This window comes from Janthinobacterium violaceinigrum (genome assembly GCF_009208555.1).
GTDB lineage: Bacteria > Pseudomonadota > Gammaproteobacteria > Burkholderiales > Burkholderiaceae_D > Janthinobacterium > Janthinobacterium violaceinigrum.
The window spans coordinates 40,895-65,707 of record NZ_WFLI01000031.1 but is presented as its reverse complement, the minus strand read 5'-3'; the positions used below and the strand labels follow the sequence as shown (position 1 = coordinate 65,707).

Here is a 24,813-nt window from a genome sequence, read left to right as displayed (position 1 = left end):
CAACCGGCCGCGACAGCAAAGCTGTGGCGGCCGGTGAGGTGCGTCAATGCAGAGCAGGCGATCAGTGGCGGGCTTTTGCGCGATTTCCGCCGCCGCGCTGGATCCGCGGTTTCACCAGGGAAATCGGCGCAGCCTGCACCTTGCCGCCCTTGGCGACGCGGCGCACGGCCTTGGCGGCACGTTCCGGGCGGTCCGCTTCCAGCAGCATGGTGGCGCTGTCGGCGATTTCCTGGGTGATATCGTTGTTCATCGTGGCCGAGGTCTTCGGCACGAGAATGGTGGAGCCGGCGCGCAGGCGCGTGCGCTGGGGAATGTTGTTGGCCTGGCGCAGCACATCGGCCGTGGTGCCGAATTTCGACGCCAGGGTTTCGATGCGTTCGCGCGCATTGGTGATCTTGTGCGTGGTCCAGCTCGACAAGGCATGGCCCCATTGGGCCAGGTTGGTGGTGAACTTGGCGGCGTTTTCCTGTGGCAACAGAATCTTGGTCTTTTCGCCGCCGATGATGACGGGGCGGTTAAATTGCGGATTCAAGGCCTTGAATTCATCCATCGACAGTTCGGCCAGCTGGGCGGCGACGGTGATGTCGATGTCGCTGGTCTTGTCGATGGCCGTGAAGTAGGGCTGGTTGTCGACCACGGGCAGGGTCAGGCCGAACTGCGCCGGATTGGCGATGATGTTTTTCACCGCTTGCAGCTTGGGCACGTAGTTGCGCGTTTCGGCCGGCATCAGGTCGGCCAGGCTTTCGAAATCGGTGGGCTTGCCCAGCGCCTGGTTTTTCTTGATGGCGCGCTGCACCGAGCCTTCGCCCCAGTTGTAGGCGGCCAGCGCCAGTTGCCAGTCGCCAAACATGTCATACAGGCGCTGCAGATACGTCAGGGCCGCATCGGTCGAGGCCAGCACGCCGCGGCGCTCGTCTTTGAACATGTTTTGCTTGAGGTTGAAATCGCGTCCGGTGGCGGGCACGAATTGCCACATGCCGGCCGCATTGGCGCTGGAGAACGCTTGCGGGTTGAAGGCGGACTCGATGAACGGCAGCAAGGCCAGTTCCGTCGGCATGCCGCGCTTTTCCAGTTCCTGCACCACGTGGAAGATGTAGCGCGAAGCGCGCGCCGTCGTGCGGGCGATGTAGTCGGGGCGGGTGGCGTACCAGTTGACGTGGTTGGCCACCAGTTGGTTGTTGATGTCGGGAATCGCATAGCCGCTGCGGATGCGGCCCCAGACGTCGGCTTCGCGCAGCGGATCGGAATTGTCGCTGAGGTTTTTCAGCAGGCGGTCGGTCTTTTGCAGGCGGTTGTCGAGGGTGGGGAGTTTTGCCGTGACCTGGGCGGTCATCGGGATCAGGGCAGGTGCGGTGGCGGCGACTGGCGCGTTATCGCTCTCAACACCGGCTTCGTACGCCTGGCTGAGGGCGGGCGCAAGCGCCAGGGCCAACGCCGCCAGGACGGTAGATTTAAAGGAGTTTTCGTGCATAGTGTTCCATTGTTGTCGTCGGAGAAACATCGGACAGACCCATGATCAAGCTGCGAGTGTACGTATATCCACATGCAGGAGTCAAGAATTATGTCAGCATGATGACAGGAAATAAGCGGCAATAAGTGGGAAACGGCTGAGTTTCCATTCGCAAATGCTGTCATTATTACAAATTTAATTTGCCCAATGCGTGATTCGGCCGCTGTTATAGCATACATGGGGAAGAGGCTGGCGCAAGCCTGGCAGCCGTCGAGTATGAGACTGCGCAAAGAGTGCGTACAATTTGGCTTTGGCCGGCCATTCGGCTGCCGGCCGCCATATTGATAGAGAGTTAAGTATATGAACACCCCGCCGCGCCACGACGACGACAACGCCGTCATCATCGCCAATACCGTTGCCTGGCTGGAAAAGGCCGTGATCGGCCTGAACCTGTGCCCGTTCGCCAAGGCCGTGCACGTCAAGAAGCAGATCCGCTATGTGGTGTGCGAATCGAGCAATCCCGAAGATTTGCTGGCGATGCTGATGGACGAGCTGCAAACCCTGGCCGACACGGACCCCGAGCAGATCGACACGACCTTGCTGATCCACCCGTACACCCTCAACGATTTCCTCGACTACAACGAGTTTCTCGATGTGGCCGATGCGGCCGTGGAAGACATGCATCTGGCGGGCGAATTGCAGGTGGCCAGTTTCCACCCGAACTACCAGTTTGCCGAGACGTTCGAGGACGACATCAGCAACTACACCAACCGCTCGCCGTACCCGACTCTGCACCTGCTGCGCGAAGACAGCATCGAGCGCGCCGTCGAGGCATTCCCGGAAGCGTCCGAGATTTTCGACAAGAATATCGCTACCCTGGAAAAGCTGGGCATCGAAGGCTGGGAAAAGCTCGGCCTGGCGAAGGTCGGCTGAGATGGCGGACAAGGAACTGCCGCTGCGCCCCGATACGCCCTGCGTGGCCGTGTGCTCGACGACTTTCGATGAAATCTGCCGCGGCTGCGGCCGCACCGTGGTGGAAGTGGCCCACTGGGTGTCGATGACGGATGAAGAGAAGGAAGTGGTGTGGGTGCGCATCCTGGCGCAGGGGTATCCGCGCAGGAATACTTGACGTGTTTGTGTTGCCGAACCCAACGGCAAATGCTGGGGTCAGAACCGACGGGTCTGACCCCATATTTCAGCGCTAACGATTAATAACTACCAATGAAATCCTTCTTGCCCACTTCGATGCCGTTGTGGCGCAGGATGTCGTACGCCGTCGTCGCGTGGAAGAAGAAGTGCGGCAGCGCGTAGTGGAACAGATACGTCTGGCCCGTGAAGTGCTTGGTCTTTTCTCCGCTGCCCGTGGTGATGGCGCGCGTTTCGCTGCCGTCGATGTCCGCTTGCGGCAGGCTTTCCAGGAAGGCGATGGTTTTCACGATGCGCGCCTTCAGTTCAGCAAAGCTCTGTTCGCTGTCTTCATATGGCGGCACGGCCACGCCGGCCAGGCGCGCGCCGCAGCCCTTGGCGAAGTCGGTGGCGATCTGGATCTGGCGCACGAACGGCAGCATGTCCGGGAACAGGCGGAACTGCAGCAGGGCGTTCGGGTCGATTTTCTTGTCTTGCGCGTGCGTTTCCGCCTTGTCCAGGATGGCGGCCAGGCTGCCCAGGATCTGTTTGAAGACGGGGATCGATGCGGAGTAGATGGAGAAGGTCATGGTGGTTCCTCTAGGTAAAGTGGCGCGATGATAGCAAGCTGCGCGCTTTTCTGCTGGCGCTGGCCTGGCGCGCCAGCCCGCGTGTGGTTTTTCAGCCCTGTCTATATGACATGAGGTCGCTGCCGGCACGTGTTTATTGGTGACTTTTCCCGCTTTTTCCATGCATAATTGCTCCTGAAAAAGTTTCTTCCCGCCTTATCACCCGAATTCCCCTGTAAAGTTCGATGATCGCCCGCCTGATCCCTGTTGCCCTGTTGCCGCATGTTTAATTCGCCCTATCAGCGCTTGCGCGCCAGCCTGCGTGTGCTGTATGGCTCGTCGATCTATGGCGCCTTGCTGCTGGTGGTATTTGGCGGCCTCGTCGTTCCCGCCATCTTCGGCAGCTATCTGCTGGTCGGCGTGCATGAACGCCAGTCGGCGCGCACCAGCCTGAACGAGGCCTTGCAGCGCAATGCCGATATCCTGGCCCTGGGTATGCAGGAATCGCTGTGGAACATGAATGCGGAATCGGCCCATTCGCTGGTCGAGTCGGTGATGCGCGACCGCTCGCTGCTGCTGGTGAAGGTGCTGGGGCAGGGCGACACGGAATTCATCAGCCTGCGGGCGCCGCAGCGCCCCGTGGGCAATCTGTACCGCGCCGAGCGCGACATCCTCGTGCGGGGCGAACGCATCGGCCACGTCGTCGTCGAGATGGACGATGCGCGCAGCCAGCAGGAGCTGCGCGAAAAGCAGATGTCCTATATTTTCGTGCTCGGTGCGCAGCTGGCCGTGTCGATGGCGCTGATCGTGCTGTTCCTGAACCGCCGCCTGCTCAAGCCCCTGCGTCGCCTGACGCGCTTTTCCGACCGCCTGTCGCACGGCGATTTCGACACGCCCCTGGCTTCGCACAGCAATGACGAACTGGGGCGCCTGACGGCCCAGCTCGAGCAAATGCGCGCAGCCATCCGCCAGCTGTTCGAGGACGTGGGCCAGCGCGAAGAGCGTTTCCGCACCATCGTCACGCAGGTGCCGGGCGCCGTGTTCCGCTACCGGCCCGACGGCCCCATCGATTTCGTCAGCGATGCGATCGAGGATATCGCCGGCTATTCGGCGCGCCAGTTCATGCGCGGCACCACGCACGCCTGGGCCGACCTGATCTGCCCGGAAGACCGCCGCGCGCACCGCCGCGCCGTCAAGCAGGCGGTGCTGGAAGTGCAGCCGTATGCGCTGGAATACCGCATCATCGACGCATTCGGCATCGAGCGCTGGGTGGCCGAGAATGGCCAGCCGCAGGCGGGCGAGCATGGCGTCACCTGGGTCGACGGCATCATTGCCGACATCAGCCAGCGCAAGCACCACGAGATGCGCATCGAAGCGCTGCTGACGGAGCAGAGCGCGATCCTCGACAACGTGATGTTCGGCGTGATGTTCGTGCGCCACCGCCGCATCATTTCCGTCAATCGCCGCTGCGAGGAGCTGTTCGGCTACGGCCATGCCGAGATGACGGGCAGTTCCACTTCCATCGTCTTCATGACCTCGTATGATTTCGAGGAGGCGGGCGAGCGCCAGTATCCGGCGCTGGCCACGGGCGGCGATTTCAGCGAGGAGCGCCAGTACAAGCGCCGCGACGGCAGCCTGTTCTGGGCGCTGGTCAGCGGCTGCGCGCTCGATCCGCTGCGTCCCAACGAAGGCAGCATCTGGGTGTATGCCGACATCACGGCGCGCAAGGAGGCGGAGGAAAAGCTGCGCCTGTCGGCCACCGTGCTCGAACACATCGCCGATGGGGTGATGGTGGTCGACGCCGAGGGCATCATCGTCACCGTCAATCCCGCGTTCACGCAGATCACGGGCTACAGCGAAGCGGAGGCGCTGGGCCGGCATTCCTCGCTGACCCGCTCGACGCGCCACGATGCGGCGTTCTACCAGGCCATGTGGGATGAATTGACGGCCACGGGTTTCTGGCGCGGCGAGATCTGGCACCAGCGCAAGAACGGCGAACTGTATCTGGAATGGCTGACCATCAGCGCCGTGCGCGACGCGCGCGCCGGCACCACGCATTACGTGGGCGTGTTCAGCGACATCACCTTGATCAAGGAGTCGCAGGAAAAGCTCGACCACATGGCGCACCATGACCCGCTGACGGCGCTGCCGAACCGCCTGCTGTTCCACGACCGCCTGCAGCACGCGCTGCTGCGCGCCGCGCGCGACCAGGAGCAGTTGGCCGTGCTGTTCATCGACCTGGATCGCTTCAAGAACGTCAACGACACCCTGGGCCACCACGTGGGCGACGAACTGCTGCAAAAGGTGGCCGGCCAGCTGGCTGCGCGCCTGCGCGAAGGCGACACCCTGGCGCGCCTGGGCGGCGATGAATTCATCGTGCTGCTCGAACGCGTGGACGGCGAGTACGGCGCGACGCAGGTGGCGGAAAAGCTGATGACCATGTTCGACCAGCCGTTCACGGTGGCCGACCACGAATTGTTCGTCACCTGCAGCGTGGGCATCAGCCTGTTCCCGGACGATGCGCTGGACTTGAACATGTTGATCCGTAACGCTGACGTGGCCATGTACCAGGCCAAGGCGCGCGGGCGCAACGGCTACCGCTTCTATGCGCCGTCGATGACGGGCGAGGGCGTCGAACGCCTGCGCCTGGAAACCTTTCTGCGCCGCTCGCTGGAAAAGAACGAGATGTTCCTCAATTACCAGCCGCAGGTGGAAATCGACACGGGCCGCCTGGTGGGCGTCGAGGCGCTGGTGCGCTGGAACCACCCGGAACTGGGCCTGGTGCCGCCGGCCCGTTTCATCCCGCTGGCCGAGGACAGCGGTTTCATCAACCAGCTGGGCAAATGGGTGCTCGACGAGGCCTGCCGCCAGATGATGCGCTGGCAGGCCCAGGGCTTGCGCGTGCCGAAGATGGCCGTCAACCTGTCGGTGAAGCAGTTCGAGCGGGGCAGCATTGCCGGCATGGTGGCCGACATCCTGAAGGAAACGGGCCTAGAGCCGCAGCGGCTGCAGCTGGAAGTGACGGAATCGGTGATCATGAACACGGGCGACGCGCTCGGTTTCATCAACGACCTGCATGCCATCGGCGTGGGCCTGGCCATCGACGATTTCGGCACCGGCTATTCCTCGCTGGCCTATTTGAAACAGCTGCCCGTGCAAACGCTGAAGATCGACCGCTCCTTCATCAAGGATATCTCGACGGACGTGAACGACGAAGCCATTGCGATTGCCATCATCCAGCTGGGCAAGAGCATGCAATTGTCCGTGATTGCCGAAGGCGTGGAGACGGAAGAACAGGCCGCCTTCCTGCTGCGCCATGGCTGCAAGCTGGCGCAAGGCTATTTTTATAGCCGCCCGGTGCTGGCACAGGATATGCTGGAGCGCTGGATCGACCACTCACCACTGTAAAGGACTCACCATGGCCACAGAATCCTCCCCGTCGCGCCGCCGTTTCCTGCTTGGCGGCCTGGGCCTTGGCGTGGCTGGCGTGGGTGCCCTGGTGCTGGGCTGGGGCGTGCTGCCGCCGCGCCAGCGCCTGCAGGGCAGCACGCCGCTGCCGCTCCAGGATGGCGCCGTGGCCTTGAATGGCTGGCTGGCGATCCAGGCCGATGGCACGGTGGTCCTGGCCATGCCGCGCAGCGAAATGGGGCAGGGCGTGCACACGGCCTTGCCCATGCTGGTGGCCGAGGAGCTCGACGTGCCCTTGAGCAGCGTCAAGCTGATCCAGGCGCCCATGGATAAGATCTTCGGCAACGTGGCCATGCTCACGGATGGCCTGCCGTTCCACCCGGACGACCAGGGCCGCCTGAAGGCGCTGGCCCAGTGGACGGTGGCCAAGGCGGCGCGCGAACTGGGCGTGATCGTCACGGGCGGCTCGTCCAGCGTGAAGGATGGCTGGGGTCCCATGCGCGAAGCGGGGGCGTCCGCGCGCGCCATGCTGGTAGGCGCCGCTGCCGCGCAGTGGCAAGTGCCGGCCGCCCAATGCCGTACGCAGGATGGCGAAGTCGTTCACGCGGACGGCCGGCGCGCCAGCTATGCCAGCCTGGCGCAGCGCGCCGCCGCCATCGACCCGGGCACGCCCGTGCTCAAGTCCCCCAGGGATTTCAAGCTGATCGGCCAGCCGGCGCCGCGCCGCGACACGCCGTCGAAAGTCGATGGCAGCGCGCGTTTCGGCATCGATGCGCGCCCGCCCGGCATGCTGTACGCGGCCCTGCATCTGCCGCCGCGCCTGGGAGATGTCCTGGCCGCGTTCGATGCGGCGCCCATCCTCGCCATGCCCGGCGTAAAAAAAGTGCTGGACCTGGCGCCGCACCTGCCCCAGCGCGGCACCTCGGCCACCTCGTGCGCGGCCGTGGTGGCCGATACCTGGTGGCGGGCGAAGCAGGCGGCGGCCGCCTTGCCGACGCAGTGGAAGGCCGGTCCGCAAGCGAACTTGTCCAGCGCCGGCGTGTATGCGGAGTTTGCGCGCCTGCTCGACAGCGAAGCGGGCCATGCGTACCACGCCAGCGGCGAAGTGGAAGGCAAGTCCGTGCAGGGTTTGCGCAGCGTCAAGGCCGAATACCGCGCGCCATTTCTCGCGCACGCCACCATGGAACCCGTCAACTGCACCGCGCAAGTCAAGGATGGCAAGGTGATGCTGTGGGTATCGACGCAGGCGCCCGGCATCGCCGTCGACGTGGCGGCGAAAGTGGCCGGCGTCGATGCGCAGGATGTGGCGATCGAAGTGCTGCTGCTCGGCGGCGGTTTCGGCCGCCGGCTGGAAGTGGACATGGTGGCGCAAGCCGTGGCCATCGCGCTGCAGTGCGATGGCGCGCCCGTGCAGCTGGTGTGGACGCGCGAGCAGGATACCCGGCACGATATGTACCGTCCCGCCGCGCTGGCCCGCTTTGCGGCGCGCCTCGACGAGCATGGCCGCATCGCTTCCTGGGACAACAAGTCCGTCAGCGCTTCCATCACGCACCAGTTTTTGCAGCGCAATTTCGGCTTGCCGGGAGCGGGGCCGGACAAGACCACGGCCGAAGGCGAATTCGACATGCCGTATGAAATCGCCAACCAGCGCATCGCCCATGTGATCGCCGACAGTGCCGTGCCCGTCGGCTATTGGCGCTCCGTGGGGCATTCGCACAATGCATTCTTTAAAGAAAGTTTTATCGACGAACTGGCGCATGCGGCGGGGCAGGACGGCGTCGCCTTCCGCCGCGCCATGCTGGCGCAGCATCCGCGCCACCTGGCCGTGCTCGATGCGGCCGTTGCGAAGGCGGGCAGCGCGCCGCCCGGTCATGCGCATGGCGTGGCCCTGCACCAGTCGTTCGGCAGCATCGTGGCGCAAGTGGCGCAGGTGTCCGTGGAAAACGGCGAAATCCGCGTGCAGCGCGTGGTGTGCGCCATCGATTGCGGCATTGCCGTCAATCCGAACATCATTGCCCAGCAGATGGAGTCGGCCGTGCTGTTCGGCCTGTCGGCGGCGCTGGGCGGAGACATCACGTTCAACGATGGCAAAGTGGAGCAAAGCAATTTCCACGACTACCCCGTGCTGCGCATGGGGCAAACGCCAGAAGTGGAAACCATCATCATCGCCAGCGCGGAACACCCCGAAGGCGTGGGCGAACCCGGTACGCCGCCCATTGCGCCGGCCGTGGCCAACGCGGTCTTCCTATTGACGGGGAAACGCCTGCGCAGCCTGCCGCTGCGCCTGGTTTGACGGCGCTCAGGCCAGGGTGGCGGCCAGCAAGTGGCGCAGATTGCAGTCGCGCTGCCAGTCGCGCCGCTCCTGCGTGCTGGTCGACAAGGCCGCCAGCTCTTCCCCGCTGAGGGCCTGCTGCGCCTGCACCATGCGGTGCGCCAGGCCGCCGTCGGGCAGCACGGTGCCGAAGAAGGCGACATTGTCGTCGTGCTGGATCAGCAGGGTGGGGAAGTTGTCGATGTCGAGGTCGCCCACCACGTCGGCCTGGTCTTCGATGTCGACCCAGACGAACACGGTATCGGGGTGGCGCGCGGCCAGTTCCTCGAACGTGGCGCGGTAGCTGCCGCAGGTGCCGCACCACAGCGCGCACAGACAGGCCACCGTCCAGCGCGGGCCGGCCAGGGCTGCCGCGACGTCGGCGCGGTTATCGGACGTGAGGGTCAGGCTGTGCATGGTCGTATCTATTCAGTAGGGCGATGGGCGCGGGGCGCCCGATGCGCGTATTCTACCGCGCCCGGCCACGCCAGTCGCGGGAATGCATGAGCTTGTTTATCCGTGTTTTTTGATGCAACGCACCTTTCTGGTGGATAATGCTGGTAATTGCGCGCTGATTACGCTGGTCCATGCTGTTTCCTGGCCCCGCAGCCTGACCCCTCCAGTCTGTTTTCATGCCCTGCCCGGTGTCAGCGCTCCCGCCTTTATTTATTTTTATTATGGAATTAGCCAGCTTATGTTGAGTTACCGCCACGCCTTTCACGCGGGTAATCACGCCGATGTGTTGAAACATTATGTGCAGATTCAGTTGTTGCAATATCTGAATCAAAAAGATACCGCCTACAGTTATATCGATACCCACTCCGGCGCGGGCGTGTATGCGCTCGACGGCGGTTATGCGTCGAAAAATGCCGAGTACGAAACGGGCATCGCGCCCCTGTGGGACCGTACGGACCTGCCGGCCTCGCTGGCCGAGTACATGAAGCTAATCAAGGAAATGAATCCGAGCGGCAAGATGCGCTATTACCCGGGTTCGCCTTATTGCGCCGACAAGGTCAGCCGCGAGCAAGACCGTCTGCGCCTCTTCGAGCTGCATCCCGCCGATGCCAAGATTCTGGCCGACAACTTCCGCAAGGTCGAGGCCCATGCGCTGGCCCAGGGCGAGCGTCCTACCGTGCGCGGCAAGCGCGTCATCATCACCAAGGCGGACGGTTTCCAGAGCCTGAAAGCCCTGCTGCCGCCCCCATCGCGCCGCGCGCTGGTGCTGATCGACCCGCCGTATGAAGACAAGATGGATTACCGCAAGGTCAAGGACACCCTGGCCGACGCGCTCGTGCGCTTCCCGTCGGGCATGTATGCCGTCTGGTACCCGGTGCTGCAGCGCATGGAATCGCGCCAGTTCGCCGACAAGCTCAAGCAGTTGCCCTGCGCGGACTGGCTGCACGTGACCCTGACGGTCAACACCCCGTCGCCGGATGGCTTCGGTCTGCACAGCAGCGGCATGTTCATCCTGAACCCGCCGTACACGCTGGAGCCGATGTTGCGCGAAGTCATGCCGTACCTGGTCAAGGTGCTGGGCCGTGACGATGGCGCCAAATTCGTGCTGGAAACAGGCAAGGGCGGACAGAAGAATACGGGCACTAGAAGAGTGTAATCATACTTGTGCTGGTCGTGCTGCAATAAAGAAACGCCACGGGTGATGTGCCCGTGGCGTTTTTTTATGGATGGGGGATTACTGTCCCAGCAGCAAGAACACGGTGGGCTTCTTGTGGAAGTCCGGCGCCTTGCCTGCGGCCAGCTGTTTCTTCCACTGTCCGCCATTCCACGTCTGCACGCTTTCCGTGTCCAGGCTCAGGTCCGTGGCGACGCAGATCAGGGTCGATGGCGCGCATTGCGCCACGAGCGCTTCGAGCATGGCGGCGTTGCGGTATGGCGTTTCGATGAACAGCTGGGTCTGCTTTTCATTGCGCGAACGGCTTTCCAGTTCCTTGATGCGCTTGGCGCGCAGGGCCGCATCCGTGGGCAGGTAGCCGTTGAAGGCGAAGCTCTGGCCGTTCAAGCCGCTGGCCATCACGGCCAGCAGGATCGACGACGGGCCCACCAGCGGACGCACCTTGATACCGTGCTGATGCGCCAGGCGGACCAGGTCGGCGCCGGGGTCGGCCACGGCGGGCACGCCCGCTTCCGACACGAGGCCCGCGTCGCGTCCCGCCAGCAACGGCGCCAGCAAGCCGGCCAGCGCTTGCGCCGGGGTATTGACGTTCAGTTCGGAAATCGTGATTTCCTGCAAGGGCTTGGCCAGTGGATGCTCGCTGCCGATCAGTTTCAGGAAGGCGCGCGCCGTCTTGGCATTTTCCGCGACGAAATAATCGAGTTGCGACGTAATCTGCCGCACTTGGCTTGGAATGATGTGGGCCAGCGGGTCGCTTGCGCCATCGGACAGGCCGAGGTGGTTGGGGATCAGGTACAGGGTGCCGGTCATATTCTTATTGTCGGTAAATTTAAAGGGTGAAAAACGCCACGCCCGCCTTGCGCAGCATGCCCGTCAGGGCGATCAGCGGCAAGCCGGTGAGGGCGGTGGGGTCGGTGGTGGCGATGCGTTCGAGCAGGGCGATGCCCAGGCCCTCGTTCTTGGCGCTGCCGGCGCAGTCGTATGGTTGCTCGATGCGCAGGTAGGCGTCCAGCTCGGCATCGGGCAAGTCGCGCACGGTGACGAGGGTCTGGATATCTTCCACCTGCGCCACGGCGGGCGACTGGCGTCCGTCGAGCAGGCACAGGGCCGTGTGAAACACGGTCTGGCGCCCGCGCATGGTTTGCAGCTGGCGCAGGGCGTTGGCGTGATTGCCGGGCTTGCCGATCTGCGCGCCATCGAGGGTGGCGACCTGGTCGGAGCCGATGACGAGGCTGCCAGGGTGGCGGTCGAGCACGGCCTGTGCCTTGGCCTGGGCCAGGCGCAGGGCCGTGGCGCTGGGGCTTTCGCCTGGCAGGGGGCTTTCGTCGAGATCGGGCACGGCTACCTCGAAAGGCAGGCGCAGGCGTTCCAGCAGTTCCTTGCGGTAGGTCGAACTCGATGCAAGAATCAAGCGCAATGGGGCGGAAGTTGGTATCATTCGGTAGTGGATGGCGGCCGGCATGGCCGCGCTGGTCGATGTCAGTGGAATTTCACGCAAATTCCAGGGCGCAGAGCCTCTAACTGAGGCTCCATGCGGCATGACGGTGTTGATGAATTTGTCACGAATGCGGCAATCATTGCGTCAAAAAAGATGCTTAGTCTTTGACTCGGTGCTAAAAACCCTGTTATTATCGCAGGTTTTCCGGGGAAATTTTCTACCAATGAATGCTTTTGTGATCGACGCCTTTGATTTTTGTCGTATCAGCGGGAGCCGCGAGGGTGTAACTCCTGTCGCTGAAATGACCCGGTTGACCAAGGATTGTGCAGATAATTCCGGCGAGATCGCCTGGAAGATCGTCGGCGGCACCAGCAAGCTGGGCTACCCACAACTGACCTTGTCGGTCAACGGCACCGTTCAGCTGGTTTGCCAGCGCTGCCTGACTCCGTATGCTTACGCAATTGATTCGACGACCACTCTGATGCTGGGCAAGGATGACGAGCACGCGGACGAGATCGAAGAAATCATCAACGATGAAACGATCGACGTGATCGTCGGCAGCCGCAGCATGGATGCCTCGGCCCTGATCGAAGATGAAGCCTTGCTGGCCCTGCCGCAGGTACCCAAACACGACGTCTGCCCCGATACGGCGCAGCTCGATGCTCTCAAGACTGAAAAGAAGTCGCCGTTCGCGGCCCTGAAAGACTTGAAGCCAGAATAAAGTAGTGTAAGAAGGAAGCTTTAAAAAACCGTAGCGAGCGGCCCGATATCGTCTTGAGTAGCGCAAGCGTACGAAGGTACGCTGAGCAACGCCAAGGCGATAGCGGGAGGCGCAGTAGGTTTTTTATGCTTCCTGTAAAGAACGTGTCAAACGCGTGTAGTAATCGAGTATGGCAAGTGTAGTGAAATGTAATTGTAATAAACGATGTCGGTCCGGGCTATTTTCGGGTAGTCTTTGCCGCTGGGATACTCGATTCGCATGTATTTGCTAATCGATTGTGCTAAAATTTTAGAACTTATGTATTAGGAGTCATCATGGCAGTTCAACAGAACAAGAAAACCCCTTCCAAGCGCGGCATGCACCGTTCGCACGACTTCCTGGTCGCGCCGCAATTGAGCGTCGAGCCAGTTACCGGCGAAACACACATGCGTCACCATATCAGCCCTAACGGCTTCTATCGTGGCCGTAAAGTGTTGAAGACCAAAAACGACGAGTAATCGACGTTTTTGTTGGGTAAGATGAAAGCGGTGTTGCGTGGTTATTCGGCGTGGCGCCGCTTCTTCTTTTTTATCGGCTGCAATTCATCTTGCACACCCGTCATTTTGAATCACGCTGTCCAGGTCTGTGCATGACATGCTGCGCCCTGCATATGCTCCAGTCCGATTCACATCTTGCCGCACGCCCGCAGCGGTATTGAATCAACACAAATGACAATCAAAATTTCTATCGACTGCATGGGCGGAGATCACGGTCCCTCAGTCACTATCCCCGCAGCAATTTCCTTCGTAAAACATGAGCCTGAAGCTGAACTGATCCTTGTTGGATTGGAAGATGTGATCCGTGCCGAACTGAAGAAACATAAAGCCGACACGCATCCGCGCCTGTCGGTATTGCATGCCTCCGAACAAGTTACCATGGACGATCCCCTGGAAGTGGCCCTGCGCCGCAAGAAGGATTCCTCCATGCGCGTGGCCATCGAACAGGTCAAGAGCGGCGTGGCGCAAGCCTCCGTTTCCGCCGGTAATACGGCAGCCCTGATGGCCGTGTCGCGCTATGTATTGAAAACCATGTCCGGCGTCGACCGCCCGGCCATCTGCAGCATCTTGCCGAACCAAAAGAACGGCCCCACCTACATGCTGGACCTGGGCGCCAACGTTGATTGCGAACCGCATCACCTGCACCAGTTCGCCATCATGGGCTCCGTGCTCGTGTCCGCCATGGAAGGCATAGCACGCCCCACGATCGGCTTGCTGAACGTGGGCACGGAAGATATCAAGGGCAATGAAGTGGTGAAACTCACCTCGAAGCTGCTGCAGGCCGACCACGAGCGTGGCGCGCTGAACTTCTACGGCAACGTGGAAGGCAACGACATCTTCAAGGGCACGACCGATATCGTCGTCTGCGACGGCTTTGTCGGCAACGTCACCCTGAAAGCCATCGAGGGCCTGGCGCGCTTCATGAAAGACGTGCTCACTTCCGAATTCAAGCGCAATCCGATCACGATGCTGGGCGCGCTGATCGCCCGCGGTGCCCTGAAAGCCATCGGCAACCGCCTGAATCCCTCGCGTTACAACGGCGCCAGCCTGCTGGGCTTGCGTGGTCTCGTCTTCAAGAGCCATGGCAGCGCCGATGCCTATTCCTTCGAATGGGCCTTGCGCCGCGCCTTTGATGCGGCAAAAAATGACGTGCAAGCACACCTGGCCAGCCTGATCGCCGAGCTGATGCCGCGCACGCCAGTACCGGACGAACCTACATCAACAAGCTCTACCATTTAGTGGACGGGTACTTGCATGACTGTTTTTAGCAAAATCTACAGCAAAATTATCGGTACCGGCAGCTACCTGCCGGAGAAGCGTGTCACTAACCAGGATTTGACCGAACAGCTCGCCGCCAAGGGCATCGAGACGTCGGATGAATGGATCGTGTCGCGCAGCGGCATTTCGGCGCGCCATTACGCGGCGCCGACGCAGAATTCCTCGGACCTGGGCGTGGAAGCGGCCAGGAAGGCCCTGGAAATGGCCGACCTGAACGGCAATGACCTCGACCTGATCATCGTCGCCAGCTCGACCCCCGATTTCTTCGGCAGCTTCCCCAGCACCGCCTGCATCGTGCAAAACAAGCTGGGCATCACCAACAACTGCGCCGCCGTCGACGTGCAGGCCGTGTGCAGCGGCTTCGTGTATGCGGTGGCCACGGCCGACAGCTTCATCCAGTCGGGCATGCACAAGAACGTGCTGGTGATCGGCGCCGAAGTGTTTTCGCGCATCCTCAATTTCGATGACCGCGGCACCTGCGTGCTGTTCGGCGACGGCGCCGGCGCCATCGTCATGACGGCGTCAAAAGAGCCGGGCATCCTGGCCACCAAGCTGCACGCGGACGGCCGCCACTCGAACATCCTCAGCGTGCCGGGCAGCCTGGCTGGCGGCGCGCTCGACGGCAGCGCCTTCCTGTACATGGATGGTCCGGCCGTGTTCAAGCTGGCCGTGTCCGTACTGGAAAAAGTCGCGCACGAAGCGCTGGAACATGCCAACATGACCTCGGACCAGATCGACTGGCTGATCCCGCACCAGGCGAACATCCGCATCATGAACAGCACGGCCAAGAAACTCGGCTTGCCACTGGACAAGATGGTCGTCACCGTCGACCAGCATGGCAACACCTCGGCCGCCTCGATTCCGCTGGCGCTCGACATCGCCGTGCGCGACGGCCGCGTCAAGAAGGGCGACAACGTCATGATGGAAGGCGTGGGCGGCGGCTTTACCTGGGGCGCCGTGCTGGCGCGCATGTAATCCCGCAATACTATTAAAAAAACGGAGTCACCATGACACAATTTGCATTTGTTTTCCCAGGCCAAGGCTCGCAAGCGATCGCGATGCTCGACGGTTTCGCCGGCAACCCCGTGGTTGCGCAGACCGTGGCCGAAGCGTCGGACGCCCTGCAATTCGACCTGGGCAAGCTGATCGCCGAAGGTCCGAAGGAAGAGCTGGACCTGACCACCAACACGCAACCCGTGATGCTGACGGCGGCCGTGGCCTTCTACCGCGCCTGGCTGGCAGCGGGCGGCCCCGTGCCGACGGTCGTCGCCGGCCATAGCCTGGGTGAATACTCGGCGCTGGTTGCCGCCGGCGTCATTTCCTTCAAGGATGCCGTGCCGCTCGTGCGTTTCCGCGCGCAAGCCATGCAGGAAGCCGTGCCCGTCGGGCAAGGTACGATGGCTGTCGTGCTGGGCCTGTCGGACGACGACGTGCGCGCCGCCTGTGCGGAAGCGGCGGCGGAAGCCCCGGCCCTGGTGGTCGAGCCCGTCAATTTCAATGCGCCAGCGCAAGTCGTCATCGCCGGCCATACGGCTGCGGTCGAGCGCGCCTGCGAACTGGCCAAGGCCAAGGGCGCCAAGCGCGCCATGAAGCTGCCCGTCTCCGCGCCCTTCCACTCGTCGCTGCTCAAACCCGCATCGGACCGCTTGCGCGAATACATGGCCGGCCTGACGTTCTCGGCGCCGCAAATCGCCCTGATCAATAACGTCGACGTGGCCATCGTCAACGACGTCGCCGGCATCAAGGATGCGCTGGTGCGCCAGGCAGCCAGCCCCGTGCGCTGGGTGGAAACCATGCAGAAGGTCGCTGCCGACGGCATCACGCAAGTGATCGAATGCGGTCCGGGCAAGGTCCTGATGGGCCTGGCCAAGCGCATCGATCCCGTGCTGGTGGGCGACGCCATCGTCGACCAGGCTTCGCTGGAACGTATTTTGACGCAGCTCAAATAAACATCAGACCGCGGCAGCCTGGTTGCCGCGGTTGCACTTAAGGATACTCATGAATTTAGCAAATCAAGTCGTGCTGGTCACGGGCGCTTCGCGCGGCATCGGCCGCGCCATCGCCACCGAACTGGGCAAGCAGGGTGCCACCGTGGTCGGCACCGCCACCTCGGAAAGCGGCGCGCAGGCGATCACCGATTACCTGGCCGCCGAAGGCGTGGCGGGCAAGGGCGTGGTCCTGAACGTGACCGATGCGGCGCGCTGCGCGGCCGTCGTCGACGAAGTGCAGAAAACCTACGGCAGCCTGTCGATCCTGGTCAACAATGCGGGCATCACGCAAGACCAGCTGGCCATGCGCATGAAGGATGAGGAGTGGGACAGCGTCATTTCCACCAACCTGTCGGCCGTCGGTCGCCTGTCGCGCGCCGTACTGCGCGGCATGATGAAAGCCAAAACTGGGCGTATCATTAATATCACCTCGGTAGTGGCTTCGTCGGGCAATCCGGGGCAAATGAACTACGCGGCGGCCAAAGCCGGCGTGGAAGGCATGAGCCGCGCGCTGGCGCGTGAAATCGGCAGCCGCAACATTACCGTGAACTGTATCGCCCCGGGCTTCATCGATACCGACATGACGAAGGCGCTGAGCGAAGAGCAGCACGCGGCCCTGTTGACGCAAATTCCCCTGTCCCGCCTGGGCAAACCGGAAGACGTGGCAGCGGCCGTGGCCTTTCTGGCCTCGCCGCAAGCGGCGTATATCACGGGCACGACCCTGCACGTGAACGGCGGAATGTACATGAATTGATGTGAAAGGTAGACAGGGCGGGCGTTTGTGGCATGATTCAACGGCCGTTTTTGTCTATAATCGCATCTTTTAGCAGCAGCTTCGGTCGAATTAGCAGCAGACACCGAAATTAGTATTCGGACGCGCAAACCTGATAAAATGCGCGCACTTTCCGTAACACACACTTTGGAGCCATAACATGTCGGATATCGAACAACGCGTTAAGAAAATCGTCGCTGAGCAACTGGGCGTTGCAGAAGCAGACATCAAAATCGGATCCTCCTTCGTCGACGACCTGGGCGCCGATTCCCTGGACACCGTGGAGCTGGTGATGGCCCTGGAAGACGAATTCGAAATGGAAATTCCTGACGAACAAGCTGAGAAAATCACCACCGTGCAACAGGCGATCGACTACGCCACTGCACACGTCAAGGCCTAAGCCTGTCTGACCGACTTCAGGAGAATCGCTTGAGCCGTTCTAAAAACCGTCGTGTTGTTGTAACCGGCCTGGGCTGCGTTTCACCTGTCGGCAATACTATTGCCGAGGCGTGGGGCGCAATCGTCGAAGGTAAATCCGGCATTGCCACGATTACCAAATTTGATGCACAGCCATTCACCACGCATTTTGCCGGTGAAGTCAAAGGCTTCAATATCGAAGAGTACATCTCCGGTAAAGAAGCCCGCCATATGGATACCTTTATCCATTTCGGCATGGCTGCAGGCATCCAGGCGATCCAGGACTCCGGCCTGGAAGTGACCGAAGAAAACGCCGAGCGTATCGGCGTGATCATCGGTTCCGGTATCGGCGGCTTGCCGCTGATCGAAGAAACCAAGTCCGAGTACGAAAAGCGCGGTCCGCGCCGTATCTCGCCATTTTTCGTGCCTGCCTCGATCATTAACATGATCTCTGGCAACCTTTCGATCAAATATGGTCTGAAGGGCCCGAACCTGGCGATCGTTACGGCGTGTACCACCGGTTTGCACAGCATCGGCGCTGCCGCGCGCATGATCGAGTACGGCGATGCCGACGTCATGATCGCCGGCGGTGCTGAATCGACCGTGTCGCCACTGGGCCTGGGCGGTTTCGCTTCGGCGCGTGCCTTGTCGACCCGCAACGACGATCCGGCAACGGCATCGCGTCCGTGGGATACCGACCGCGACGGTTTCGTGCTGGGCGAGGGCGCTGGCGTCATGGTGCTGGAAGAGTACGAGCACGCGGTGGCCCGTGGTGCCAAGATCTATGCCGAAGTGCATGGTTTCGGGATGAGCGCAGATGCTTATCACATGACCTCGCCGCTGGAAGATGGTAGCGGCGGCAGCAAATCGGTGATCGCGGCCCTCAACAACGCCGGCTTGAACGCGGATCAGATCCAGTACCTGAACGCGCACGGCACGTCGACCCCGCAAGGCGACGTGGCGGAAGTGATGGGTATCAAGCGCACCTTCGGTGACCATGTCAAGAATCTGGTCGTCAACTCGACCAAGTCGATGACGGGCCATTTGCTGGGCGGCGCGGGCGGTCTGGAAGCGGTGTTTACGGTCCTGGCATTGCACCATCAGGTGTCGCCACCGACCATCAACATCTTCAACCAGGATCCCGCTTGCGATCTCGATTTCTGTGCCAACACGGCGCGTGATATGAAGATCGATTATGCAGTGAAGAATTCGTTCGGCTTCGGCGGAACGAATGGCACGCTGATTTTCGGTAAAGCGAAATAAGCAGGAACTTTCAAGCGCTCGCTACGGTCAAACCGTAGTGAGCGCTGATTCGGCGCCAACGTTCGTTGGCGCCTGAATTTGCCCGGCATGGTGCTGGCGCGCCTGATGTTTTTCCCATTGAGTTTGTAATATGTCGATCGCGGTAGCGGCTGTCATTCGCTCGCCTGTCTGTTTGCGCCTGCTGCAAGCGGTGCTGGGCCTAGGTGCGGTGTTCGCTGCCTGGCCCTTGAGCGGCACGTGGCGCGCTGCGGCCGTGCCTGGCCAGCTGGTAGGCGGCTATGCGCTGGGCTGCAGCGGTGCCTTGCTGAGTGCGGCTGGAGGCGTGTTTTTGCTGGCTTTGCTGCGTTGGCGCAGAAAGCTGCAGGCGCTTGATATTTCGCCGGTTGGCCAGCTGCGGCTGGCGGTATATCTGGAACGTGGCGGGGTGCCGGCGGCGGGCGCCAGCGGACCGGCGGAGCGGGCCGGGCCGCTGTCCCTGGTGCGGCCGGGACAGCGTCTGTTGCCGGGCTCGACCTTGTGGCCGTCGTTGCTGGTGCTGTGCCTGGCTGATGCCGCCGGGCGGCGCACGCAGGTGCTGGTGCAGCGTGGCAGCAGTTGCGCCGCCTTCCACCCGCTGGCCGTGGCTTGCCGGGCCATCGCGGCACGGAGTGGGGAAGAATAAAAGTGGGATGAACACTGAACTTCTTGCAGCGGGCCAACTCTATATCCATACAGGCGCCCACGCTGCATGCCAACAGGGACATTGGGCGTGAGGACAGAGCGCGAGTATGATCAGTTACTGGTCGAGCGGGTGCAGGCTGGCGACAAACGGGCATTCGATGTGCTGGTATCGAAATATCAGCGCCGCTTGATGCGCCTGGTGTCGCGCCTCGTGCATGATCCGGCGGAGGCCGAAGATGTAGTGCAGGAAACCTTTATCAAGGCATACCGGGCGCTGCGCCATTTTCGCGGCGATGCCGCCTTTTATACCTGGTTGTATCGCATCGGCATCAATACGGCCAAGAATTATCTCGTCACGCAGGGGCGGCGTGCCGCCACGTCCAGCGATGCCGATGCCGAGCAGGCGGAATCCTTCGATGACGGCAATAAATTGCGCGACAACAATACTCCCGAATCGGTGCTGGCCAGCAAGCAGATTGCGGCCACCGTCAATGCGGCCATGGATGTGCTGCCCATCGAGCTGCGCACGGCCATCGTGCTGCGCGAGATCGAGGGCCTGAGCTATGAAGAGATATCGGAAATCATGGCGTGCCCCATCGGTACCGTGCGCAGCCGTATTTTCCGCGCGCGCGAAGTGATTGCGGAGAAATTGAAACCTTTGCTGGACATGCCGATTGACAAGCGCTGGTAATCTGGAGAGTATGAGGTTGGCATGGCTGCGTCCGGTTTCCGCACCGATCTTCTTGAAATGGCAGGGCCCATCATGGATACGCACACACGATTGCACGAGATTATTTCCGCCCTGGCCGATGGCGAGCTGGCGGCGGGCGAACTCGAACTGGCGTTTGCCGCCCTCGATACGCCATCGGGACGGCAAGCCTGGGATGCCTATCGCCATATCGGCGACGTGCTGCGCTCGGAGCAATGCGGCCATGCGCTGAGCGCGCAATTCGATGCGCGCCTGGCCAGCCGCCTGGCCGCGGAGGCGGCGCCCGAAGAGCCCGCTGCCCATGCGGAAGCGCTGCCACCGCTTGCCGCCGGCATCGTGCCGCCGGGCGCCACCGAACCGCTGGAGGCGGGACCGCTGGCGCAGCGCTAGCTGGCGCCTTGTCCATCTTATGCCTGGCTTAACCTCCGCCTCGCCCCCTTGACACTGGCCTTCGGTACGATTGACACTGTGCGCAGGCAATATCTTGCTTTTGCGATATATTGTTGCATTGTTTGCCATGCGCGCCGTCAGGTGGGTTTGCCCCTGAGGCTACGTCATGACGGCCAATCATGCGCGCAGGCAATCGCCTGATCCGTGTTTTGATCCGTTTATATACTCGAAAAGATCCTTTCCATGAAAAAAAACATGTGTGTCGCCAGCAAGTCGTTTTCAGTGAAGACGCTTTCCGCTTTATTGTTCGGTACGGCTGGCGTCTTTTTCGCACCGACCATGCTGGGCTTGGCGCCACAGGCGCAGGCCGCCGTGGCGGCCGTGAAGCTGCCTGATTTTTCCGACCTGGTCGATGCCGTGGGCCCGGCCGTGGTAAATATCCGCACCACCGAGCGCCTGAAGATGGGCGGCGCCGGCGCGGGCAGCCAGGACGAGCAGGAAATGCAGGAATTCCTGCGCCGCTTCTTTGGCGGTGCCATGCCGACGCCGCGCCAGCAGGCGCCGCGCGGCGGCCGTCGCGCCGTGCCGCAAGAGCAGGAAGTGCAGCGCGGCGTGGGCTCCGGCTTCATCATCTCGGCCGACGGTTACGTGCTGAGCAATGCCCACGTGGTCGATGGCGCCGACGAGGTGTATGTGACCCTGACGGACAAGCGCGAATTCAAGGCCAAGGTGATCGGCGCCGATGCGCGCACGGACGTGGCGCTGCTGAAGATCGAGGGCGGCAACCTGCCGCGCCTGACCATCGGCGACTCGGACAAGATACGCGTGGGCGAGTGGGTGATCGCCATCGGCTCGCCATTCAACCTGGAAAACACGGTGACGGCCGGCATCATTTCCGCCAAGTCCCGCGATACGGGCGACTACCTGCCGTTGATCCAGAGCGACGTGGCCGTCAACCCGGGCAACTCGGGCGGTCCGCTGATCAATATGCGCGGTGAAGTGATCGGCATCAATTCGCAAATCGCCACCTTGTCCGGCGCCTACAATGGCATCTCGTTTGCCGTGCCCATCGATGAAGCCATGCGCGTGGGCGAGCAGTTGAAAAAGACGGGCAAGGTCGTGCGCGGGCGTATCGGCGTGCAGATCGGCGAAGTGAGCAAGGACGTGGCGGAATCGCTGGGCTTGCCGAATGCCAAGGGCGCGCAAGTGTCGATGGTGGAGCCGGGCGGTCCGGCCGACAAGGCGGGCATCAAGCCGGGCGACATCATCCTGAAATTCAACGGCGCGGCCATCGAGCGTTCCTCCGACCTGCCGCGCCTGGTCGGCGGCGCCGCCGTCAACGGCAAGTCCACCGTCACCGTGTGGCGCAAGGGTGCGCAGCAGGACATCCCCGTCACCGTGGTCGAGCTGGAAGGCGAGAAGACGGCCAAGAAGGGCGCCAAGGAGCCGGAAGCGCAAGCCGTCAATGCGCTGGGCCTGAAGGTCAGCGACGTGCCGGCCGCGAAGAAACAGGAATTGAAGATCGACGCGGGCGTGCTGGTCGACGATGCCGATGGCGTGGCGGCCCTGGCCGGCCTGCAGCCTGGCGACGTGATCTTGCAGTTGAATAACGTTGCCGTCAAAGATGCCAAGCAGTTCAACGCGCTGGTGGCCAAGCTCGATCCGAAGAAATCGTCGGCCGTGCTGGTGCGCCGTGGCGATACGGCGCAATTCGTTTCGCTGCGTCCATCGGCCAAGTAAGTTTTTGATGTCATCTGCATCCCGGCGTCGGCCGGGATGCTTTTTCCCCTTTCTTCATGCACTTCACCCTCTATTCCCGCAGTTATTGCCACCTTTGCCAGGATATGCTCGACGCCTTGCTCCTGCTGCAGCCGCCTGACAAGCCGTTCACGGTGGAGGTGATCGATATCGACGATTCCGCCGATGCGACCTTGCTGGCCCGTTTCGACGAACTGGTGCCCGTGCTGTTTGGCGACCTGGCGCAGCCGGAGCTCTGCCATTATTTCCTGGACGAGGCTGCCGTACGGCGCTGCCTGGCGTAGCTTAAATGCCAATATTGACACTGCATTGCACCATTCTGGTGCTGAAAACAGCTGAAAATGTCGCCTTGCCCCCGTGCCACCCTCATAAGACGGGCTTTCCGCTCTGAAATCCGGTAAAATGGGGAGGTCGAAAAAGCTACTGTCCGAGGCAGCAGCTTCTGTCGCTTCAAAAGCGCTCGCCTGGGCATGCAGATGTCCTGCTCGGAGCGCTTTTTTCATCATGAGTGGGGCGCCCCGTTTTGGCCCTGTTTGGCCCGGACATGATCCCCTTGATTCCTGTTAAAGCAGTGTTGTCACTCGCACATATATTAGTTAATGAATAACATACGCAACTTCTCCATCATCGCCCATATTGACCACGGTAAATCGACCCTGGCTGACCGCATCATTCAATTGTGCGGCGGCTTGTCCGACCGCGAGATGGAGGCGCAGGTGCTCGATTCGATGGATCTGGAGCGCGAGCGCGGCATCACCATCAAGGCGCAAACGGCGGCCCTGCACTACAAGGCGCGCGACGGCCAGATCTACAACCTGAACCTGATCGATACACCGGGCCACGTCGACTTCAGCTATGAAGTGTCGCGCTCGCTGTCCGCCTGCGAAGGCGCGCTGCTGGTAGTTGACGCGTCGCAAGGCGTGGAAGCGCAAACGGTCGCCAACTGCTACACGGCGCTGGACCTGGGCGTGGAAGTGGTGCCCGTCCTGAACAAGATCGACTTGCCGAATGCGGACCCGCCGACGGCCATCGCCGAGATCGAAGACGTGATCGGCATCGATGCGGCCGACGCCGTGCATTGCTCGGCCAAGACGGGCTTTGGCGTGCTGGACGTGCTCGAGCAACTGATCGTCAAGGTACCGCCGCCGAAGGGCGACCCCGATGCGCCGCTGCAGGCGCTGATCGTCGACTCCTGGTATGACGCCTATGTGGGCGTGGTCATGCTGGTGCGCGTGGTCAACGGTACCCTGAAACCGAAAGACAAGATCCGCCTGATGGCCACCGATTCGGTGCAGCTGGTGGAAGACATCGGCGTGTTCTCGCCCCGTTCGCAATCGCTGCCGCAATTGTCGGCAGGCCAGGTGGGCTTCATCATCGCCGGCATCAAGGAATTGAAGGCAGCGAAAGTGGGCGACACGGTCACCCTGGCCAACCGTCCAGCCGCCGCGCCATTGCCTGGCTTCAAGGAAGTGCAGCCGCAAGTGTTTGCGGGCCTGTTCCCCGTGGAAGCGAACCAGTACGACGCGCTGCGCGACTCGCTGGAAAAACTGAAACTGAACGACGCGGCGCTGATGTACGAGCCGGAAGTGTCGCAGGCGCTGGGCTTCGGCTTCCGCTGCGGCTTCCTGGGCTTGCTGCACATGGAAATCGTGCAGGAACGCCTCGAGCGCGAATTCGACATGGACCTGATCACGACGGCGCCAACCGTGGTGTACGAAGTGATCCAGCGCGACGGCACCATGATCAACGTCGACAATCCATCGAAGATGCCCGATCCGTCGCGCATCGAGGAAGTGCGCGAGCCTATCGTCACGGTCAATCTGTACATGCCGCAGGAATACGTGGGCTCCGTGATCACCCTGTGTATCGGCAAGCGCGGTATCCAGATGGACATGAGCTACCACGGCCGCCAGGTCAAGCTGGTGTACGAAATGCCGATGGCCGAGATCGTGCTGGACTTCTTCGACCGCCTGAAATCGACGTCGCGCGGCTATGCCTCGATGGATTACGAGTTCAAGGAATACCGCGCGGCCGACGTGGTCAAGGTCGACATGCTGATCAACAGCGAAAAAGTCGATGCGCTGGCCATCATCGTCCACCGTTCGAACAGCCAGTACCGTGGCCGCCAGGTGGCTGCCAAGATGCGTGAACTGATCCCGCGCCAGATGTTCGACGTGGCCATCCAGGCCACGATCGGCGCCAACATCATTTCGCGCGAGAACGTGAAAGCCTTGCGCAAGAACGTGCTGGCCAAGTGCTATGGCGGCGACATCAGCCGCAAGAAGAAATTGCTGGAAAAACAAAAAGCGGGTAAGAAACGCATGAAGCAAGTGGGTTCCGTGGAGATCCCGCAAGAAGCATTCCTGGCAATTTTACAAGTGGATGGTTAA

General features: G+C 61.7%; 25 protein-coding genes. 19 read left to right on the top strand and 6 right to left on the bottom strand.

Going from position 1 to position 24,813, the window contains the following annotated elements; genetic code table 11:
* Positions 1-61: 61 nt before the first annotated feature.
* Positions 62-1,471, bottom strand: a complete 1,410-nt coding sequence (locus GCN75_RS21955) for a transglycosylase SLT domain-containing protein (protein WP_152284285.1) — start codon at positions 1,469-1,471, stop codon at positions 62-64.
* A 339-nt stretch (positions 1,472-1,810) separates the two neighbouring features.
* Between GCN75_RS21955 and GCN75_RS21950 the strand changes: the two genes are divergently transcribed.
* Both GCN75_RS21950 and GCN75_RS21945 read left to right on the top strand, forming a co-directional pair.
* The gene (locus GCN75_RS21950; protein ID WP_152258265.1) at positions 1,811-2,383 is read left to right on the top strand and encodes a DUF1415 domain-containing protein; all 573 of its coding nucleotides are present in this window, start codon (positions 1,811-1,813) and stop codon (positions 2,381-2,383) included.
* A gap of 1 nt (position 2,384) precedes the next feature.
* Positions 2,385-2,579, top strand: coding sequence for a DUF1289 domain-containing protein (locus tag GCN75_RS21945; RefSeq protein ID WP_152258254.1), 195 nt, complete (start codon positions 2,385-2,387; stop codon positions 2,577-2,579).
* A 79-nt stretch (positions 2,580-2,658) separates the two neighbouring features.
* On the opposite strand, the gene GCN75_RS21940 is transcribed toward GCN75_RS21945, so the two are convergent.
* Positions 2,659-3,165 (bottom strand): DUF1993 domain-containing protein, encoded by a 507-nt coding sequence (locus tag GCN75_RS21940; RefSeq protein ID WP_034779265.1) that lies wholly within the window; start codon positions 3,163-3,165, stop codon positions 2,659-2,661.
* 261 nt (positions 3,166-3,426) lie between these two features.
* On the opposite strand from GCN75_RS21940, the gene GCN75_RS21935 reads away from it, so the two are divergent.
* Positions 3,427-6,552 (top strand): bifunctional diguanylate cyclase/phosphodiesterase, encoded by a 3,126-nt coding sequence (locus GCN75_RS21935; protein ID WP_152284284.1) that lies wholly within the window; start codon positions 3,427-3,429, stop codon positions 6,550-6,552.
* Between the two features lie 10 nt (positions 6,553-6,562).
* The gene (locus tag GCN75_RS21930) at positions 6,563-8,845 is read left to right on the top strand and encodes a xanthine dehydrogenase family protein molybdopterin-binding subunit (RefSeq protein ID WP_193317598.1); all 2,283 of its coding nucleotides are present in this window, start codon (positions 6,563-6,565) and stop codon (positions 8,843-8,845) included.
* 6 nt (positions 8,846-8,851) lie between these two features.
* Here the strand turns inward: GCN75_RS21930 and GCN75_RS21925 are convergent, their stop codons facing one another.
* Both GCN75_RS21925 and GCN75_RS29280 read right to left on the bottom strand, forming a co-directional pair.
* The gene (locus tag GCN75_RS21925) at positions 8,852-9,280 is read right to left on the bottom strand and encodes a thioredoxin family protein (protein WP_152284283.1); all 429 of its coding nucleotides are present in this window, start codon (positions 9,278-9,280) and stop codon (positions 8,852-8,854) included.
* Positions 9,281-9,332: 52 nt separating this feature from the next.
* Complete coding sequence (locus GCN75_RS29280) at positions 9,333-9,614, bottom strand: hypothetical protein (protein ID WP_193317602.1); 282 nt, start codon at positions 9,612-9,614, stop codon at positions 9,333-9,335.
* On the opposite strand from GCN75_RS29280, the gene GCN75_RS21920 reads away from it, so the two are divergent.
* A complete protein-coding gene (locus tag GCN75_RS21920) occupies positions 9,558-10,475 on the top strand; it encodes a 23S rRNA (adenine(2030)-N(6))-methyltransferase RlmJ (protein ID WP_152284282.1) in 918 nt (305 codons plus the stop codon). The two genes, GCN75_RS29280 and GCN75_RS21920, sit on opposite strands and share 57 nt — an antisense overlap.
* Positions 10,476-10,553: 78 nt before the next feature.
* On the opposite strand, the gene GCN75_RS21915 is transcribed toward GCN75_RS21920, so the two are convergent.
* Together GCN75_RS21915 and GCN75_RS21910 are read right to left on the bottom strand one after the other, a co-directional pair.
* Positions 10,554-11,303 (bottom strand): SAM-dependent methyltransferase, encoded by a 750-nt coding sequence (locus GCN75_RS21915; RefSeq protein WP_152284281.1) that lies wholly within the window; start codon positions 11,301-11,303, stop codon positions 10,554-10,556.
* Between the two features lie 19 nt (positions 11,304-11,322).
* Positions 11,323-11,931: a Maf-like protein gene (locus GCN75_RS21910; RefSeq protein WP_152284280.1), complete on the bottom strand. Its 609-nt coding sequence runs from the start codon at positions 11,929-11,931 to the stop codon at positions 11,323-11,325.
* A gap of 223 nt (positions 11,932-12,154) precedes the next feature.
* Between GCN75_RS21910 and GCN75_RS21905 the strand changes: the two genes are divergently transcribed.
* The 14 genes from GCN75_RS21905 (at position 12,155) to lepA (ending at position 24,813) form a co-directional block, all read left to right on the top strand.
* Positions 12,155-12,652: a YceD family protein gene (locus tag GCN75_RS21905; protein WP_152284295.1), complete on the top strand. Its 498-nt coding sequence runs from the start codon at positions 12,155-12,157 to the stop codon at positions 12,650-12,652.
* 314 nt (positions 12,653-12,966) lie between these two features.
* Entirely contained in the window at positions 12,967-13,149 is a 183-nt protein-coding gene (gene rpmF / locus GCN75_RS21900; protein ID WP_034749653.1) for a 50S ribosomal protein L32, read from the top strand.
* 210 nt (positions 13,150-13,359) lie between these two features.
* Positions 13,360-14,427, top strand: coding sequence for a phosphate acyltransferase PlsX (plsX, locus tag GCN75_RS21895; RefSeq protein ID WP_102294926.1), 1,068 nt, complete (start codon positions 13,360-13,362; stop codon positions 14,425-14,427).
* 15 nt (positions 14,428-14,442) lie between these two features.
* Positions 14,443-15,441, top strand: coding sequence for a beta-ketoacyl-ACP synthase III (locus GCN75_RS21890; RefSeq protein WP_152284279.1), 999 nt, complete (start codon positions 14,443-14,445; stop codon positions 15,439-15,441).
* Between the two features lie 32 nt (positions 15,442-15,473).
* Entirely contained in the window at positions 15,474-16,415 is a 942-nt protein-coding gene (gene fabD / locus GCN75_RS21885) for an ACP S-malonyltransferase (RefSeq protein WP_152284278.1), read from the top strand.
* Between the two features lie 49 nt (positions 16,416-16,464).
* Positions 16,465-17,208, top strand: coding sequence for a 3-oxoacyl-ACP reductase FabG (gene fabG, locus GCN75_RS21880; RefSeq protein ID WP_152284277.1), 744 nt, complete (start codon positions 16,465-16,467; stop codon positions 17,206-17,208).
* Positions 17,209-17,386: 178 nt separating this feature from the next.
* Positions 17,387-17,626 carry an acyl carrier protein gene (gene acpP, locus GCN75_RS21875; protein ID WP_152258244.1) on the top strand — a complete coding sequence of 80 codons (240 nt, stop codon included), beginning with the start codon at positions 17,387-17,389 and terminating at the stop codon, positions 17,624-17,626.
* A gap of 29 nt (positions 17,627-17,655) precedes the next feature.
* Positions 17,656-18,906: a beta-ketoacyl-ACP synthase II gene (gene fabF, locus GCN75_RS21870; RefSeq protein WP_152284276.1), complete on the top strand. Its 1,251-nt coding sequence runs from the start codon at positions 17,656-17,658 to the stop codon at positions 18,904-18,906.
* 130 nt (positions 18,907-19,036) lie between these two features.
* The gene (locus GCN75_RS21865) at positions 19,037-19,567 is read left to right on the top strand and encodes a hypothetical protein (RefSeq protein ID WP_152284275.1); all 531 of its coding nucleotides are present in this window, start codon (positions 19,037-19,039) and stop codon (positions 19,565-19,567) included.
* A gap of 87 nt (positions 19,568-19,654) precedes the next feature.
* Positions 19,655-20,257 carry an RNA polymerase sigma factor RpoE gene (rpoE, locus tag GCN75_RS21860; protein WP_083286994.1) on the top strand — a complete coding sequence of 201 codons (603 nt, stop codon included), beginning with the start codon at positions 19,655-19,657 and terminating at the stop codon, positions 20,255-20,257.
* A gap of 72 nt (positions 20,258-20,329) precedes the next feature.
* The gene (locus GCN75_RS21855) at positions 20,330-20,665 is read left to right on the top strand and encodes a sigma-E factor negative regulatory protein (protein ID WP_152284274.1); all 336 of its coding nucleotides are present in this window, start codon (positions 20,330-20,332) and stop codon (positions 20,663-20,665) included.
* 243 nt (positions 20,666-20,908) lie between these two features.
* The gene (locus GCN75_RS21850; protein WP_152284273.1) at positions 20,909-22,405 is read left to right on the top strand and encodes a DegQ family serine endoprotease; all 1,497 of its coding nucleotides are present in this window, start codon (positions 20,909-20,911) and stop codon (positions 22,403-22,405) included.
* Between the two features lie 56 nt (positions 22,406-22,461).
* Positions 22,462-22,707: a glutaredoxin family protein gene (locus GCN75_RS21845; protein WP_152284272.1), complete on the top strand. Its 246-nt coding sequence runs from the start codon at positions 22,462-22,464 to the stop codon at positions 22,705-22,707.
* 315 nt (positions 22,708-23,022) lie between these two features.
* The gene (lepA, locus tag GCN75_RS21840) at positions 23,023-24,813 is read left to right on the top strand and encodes a translation elongation factor 4 (RefSeq protein WP_152284271.1); all 1,791 of its coding nucleotides are present in this window, start codon (positions 23,023-23,025) and stop codon (positions 24,811-24,813) included.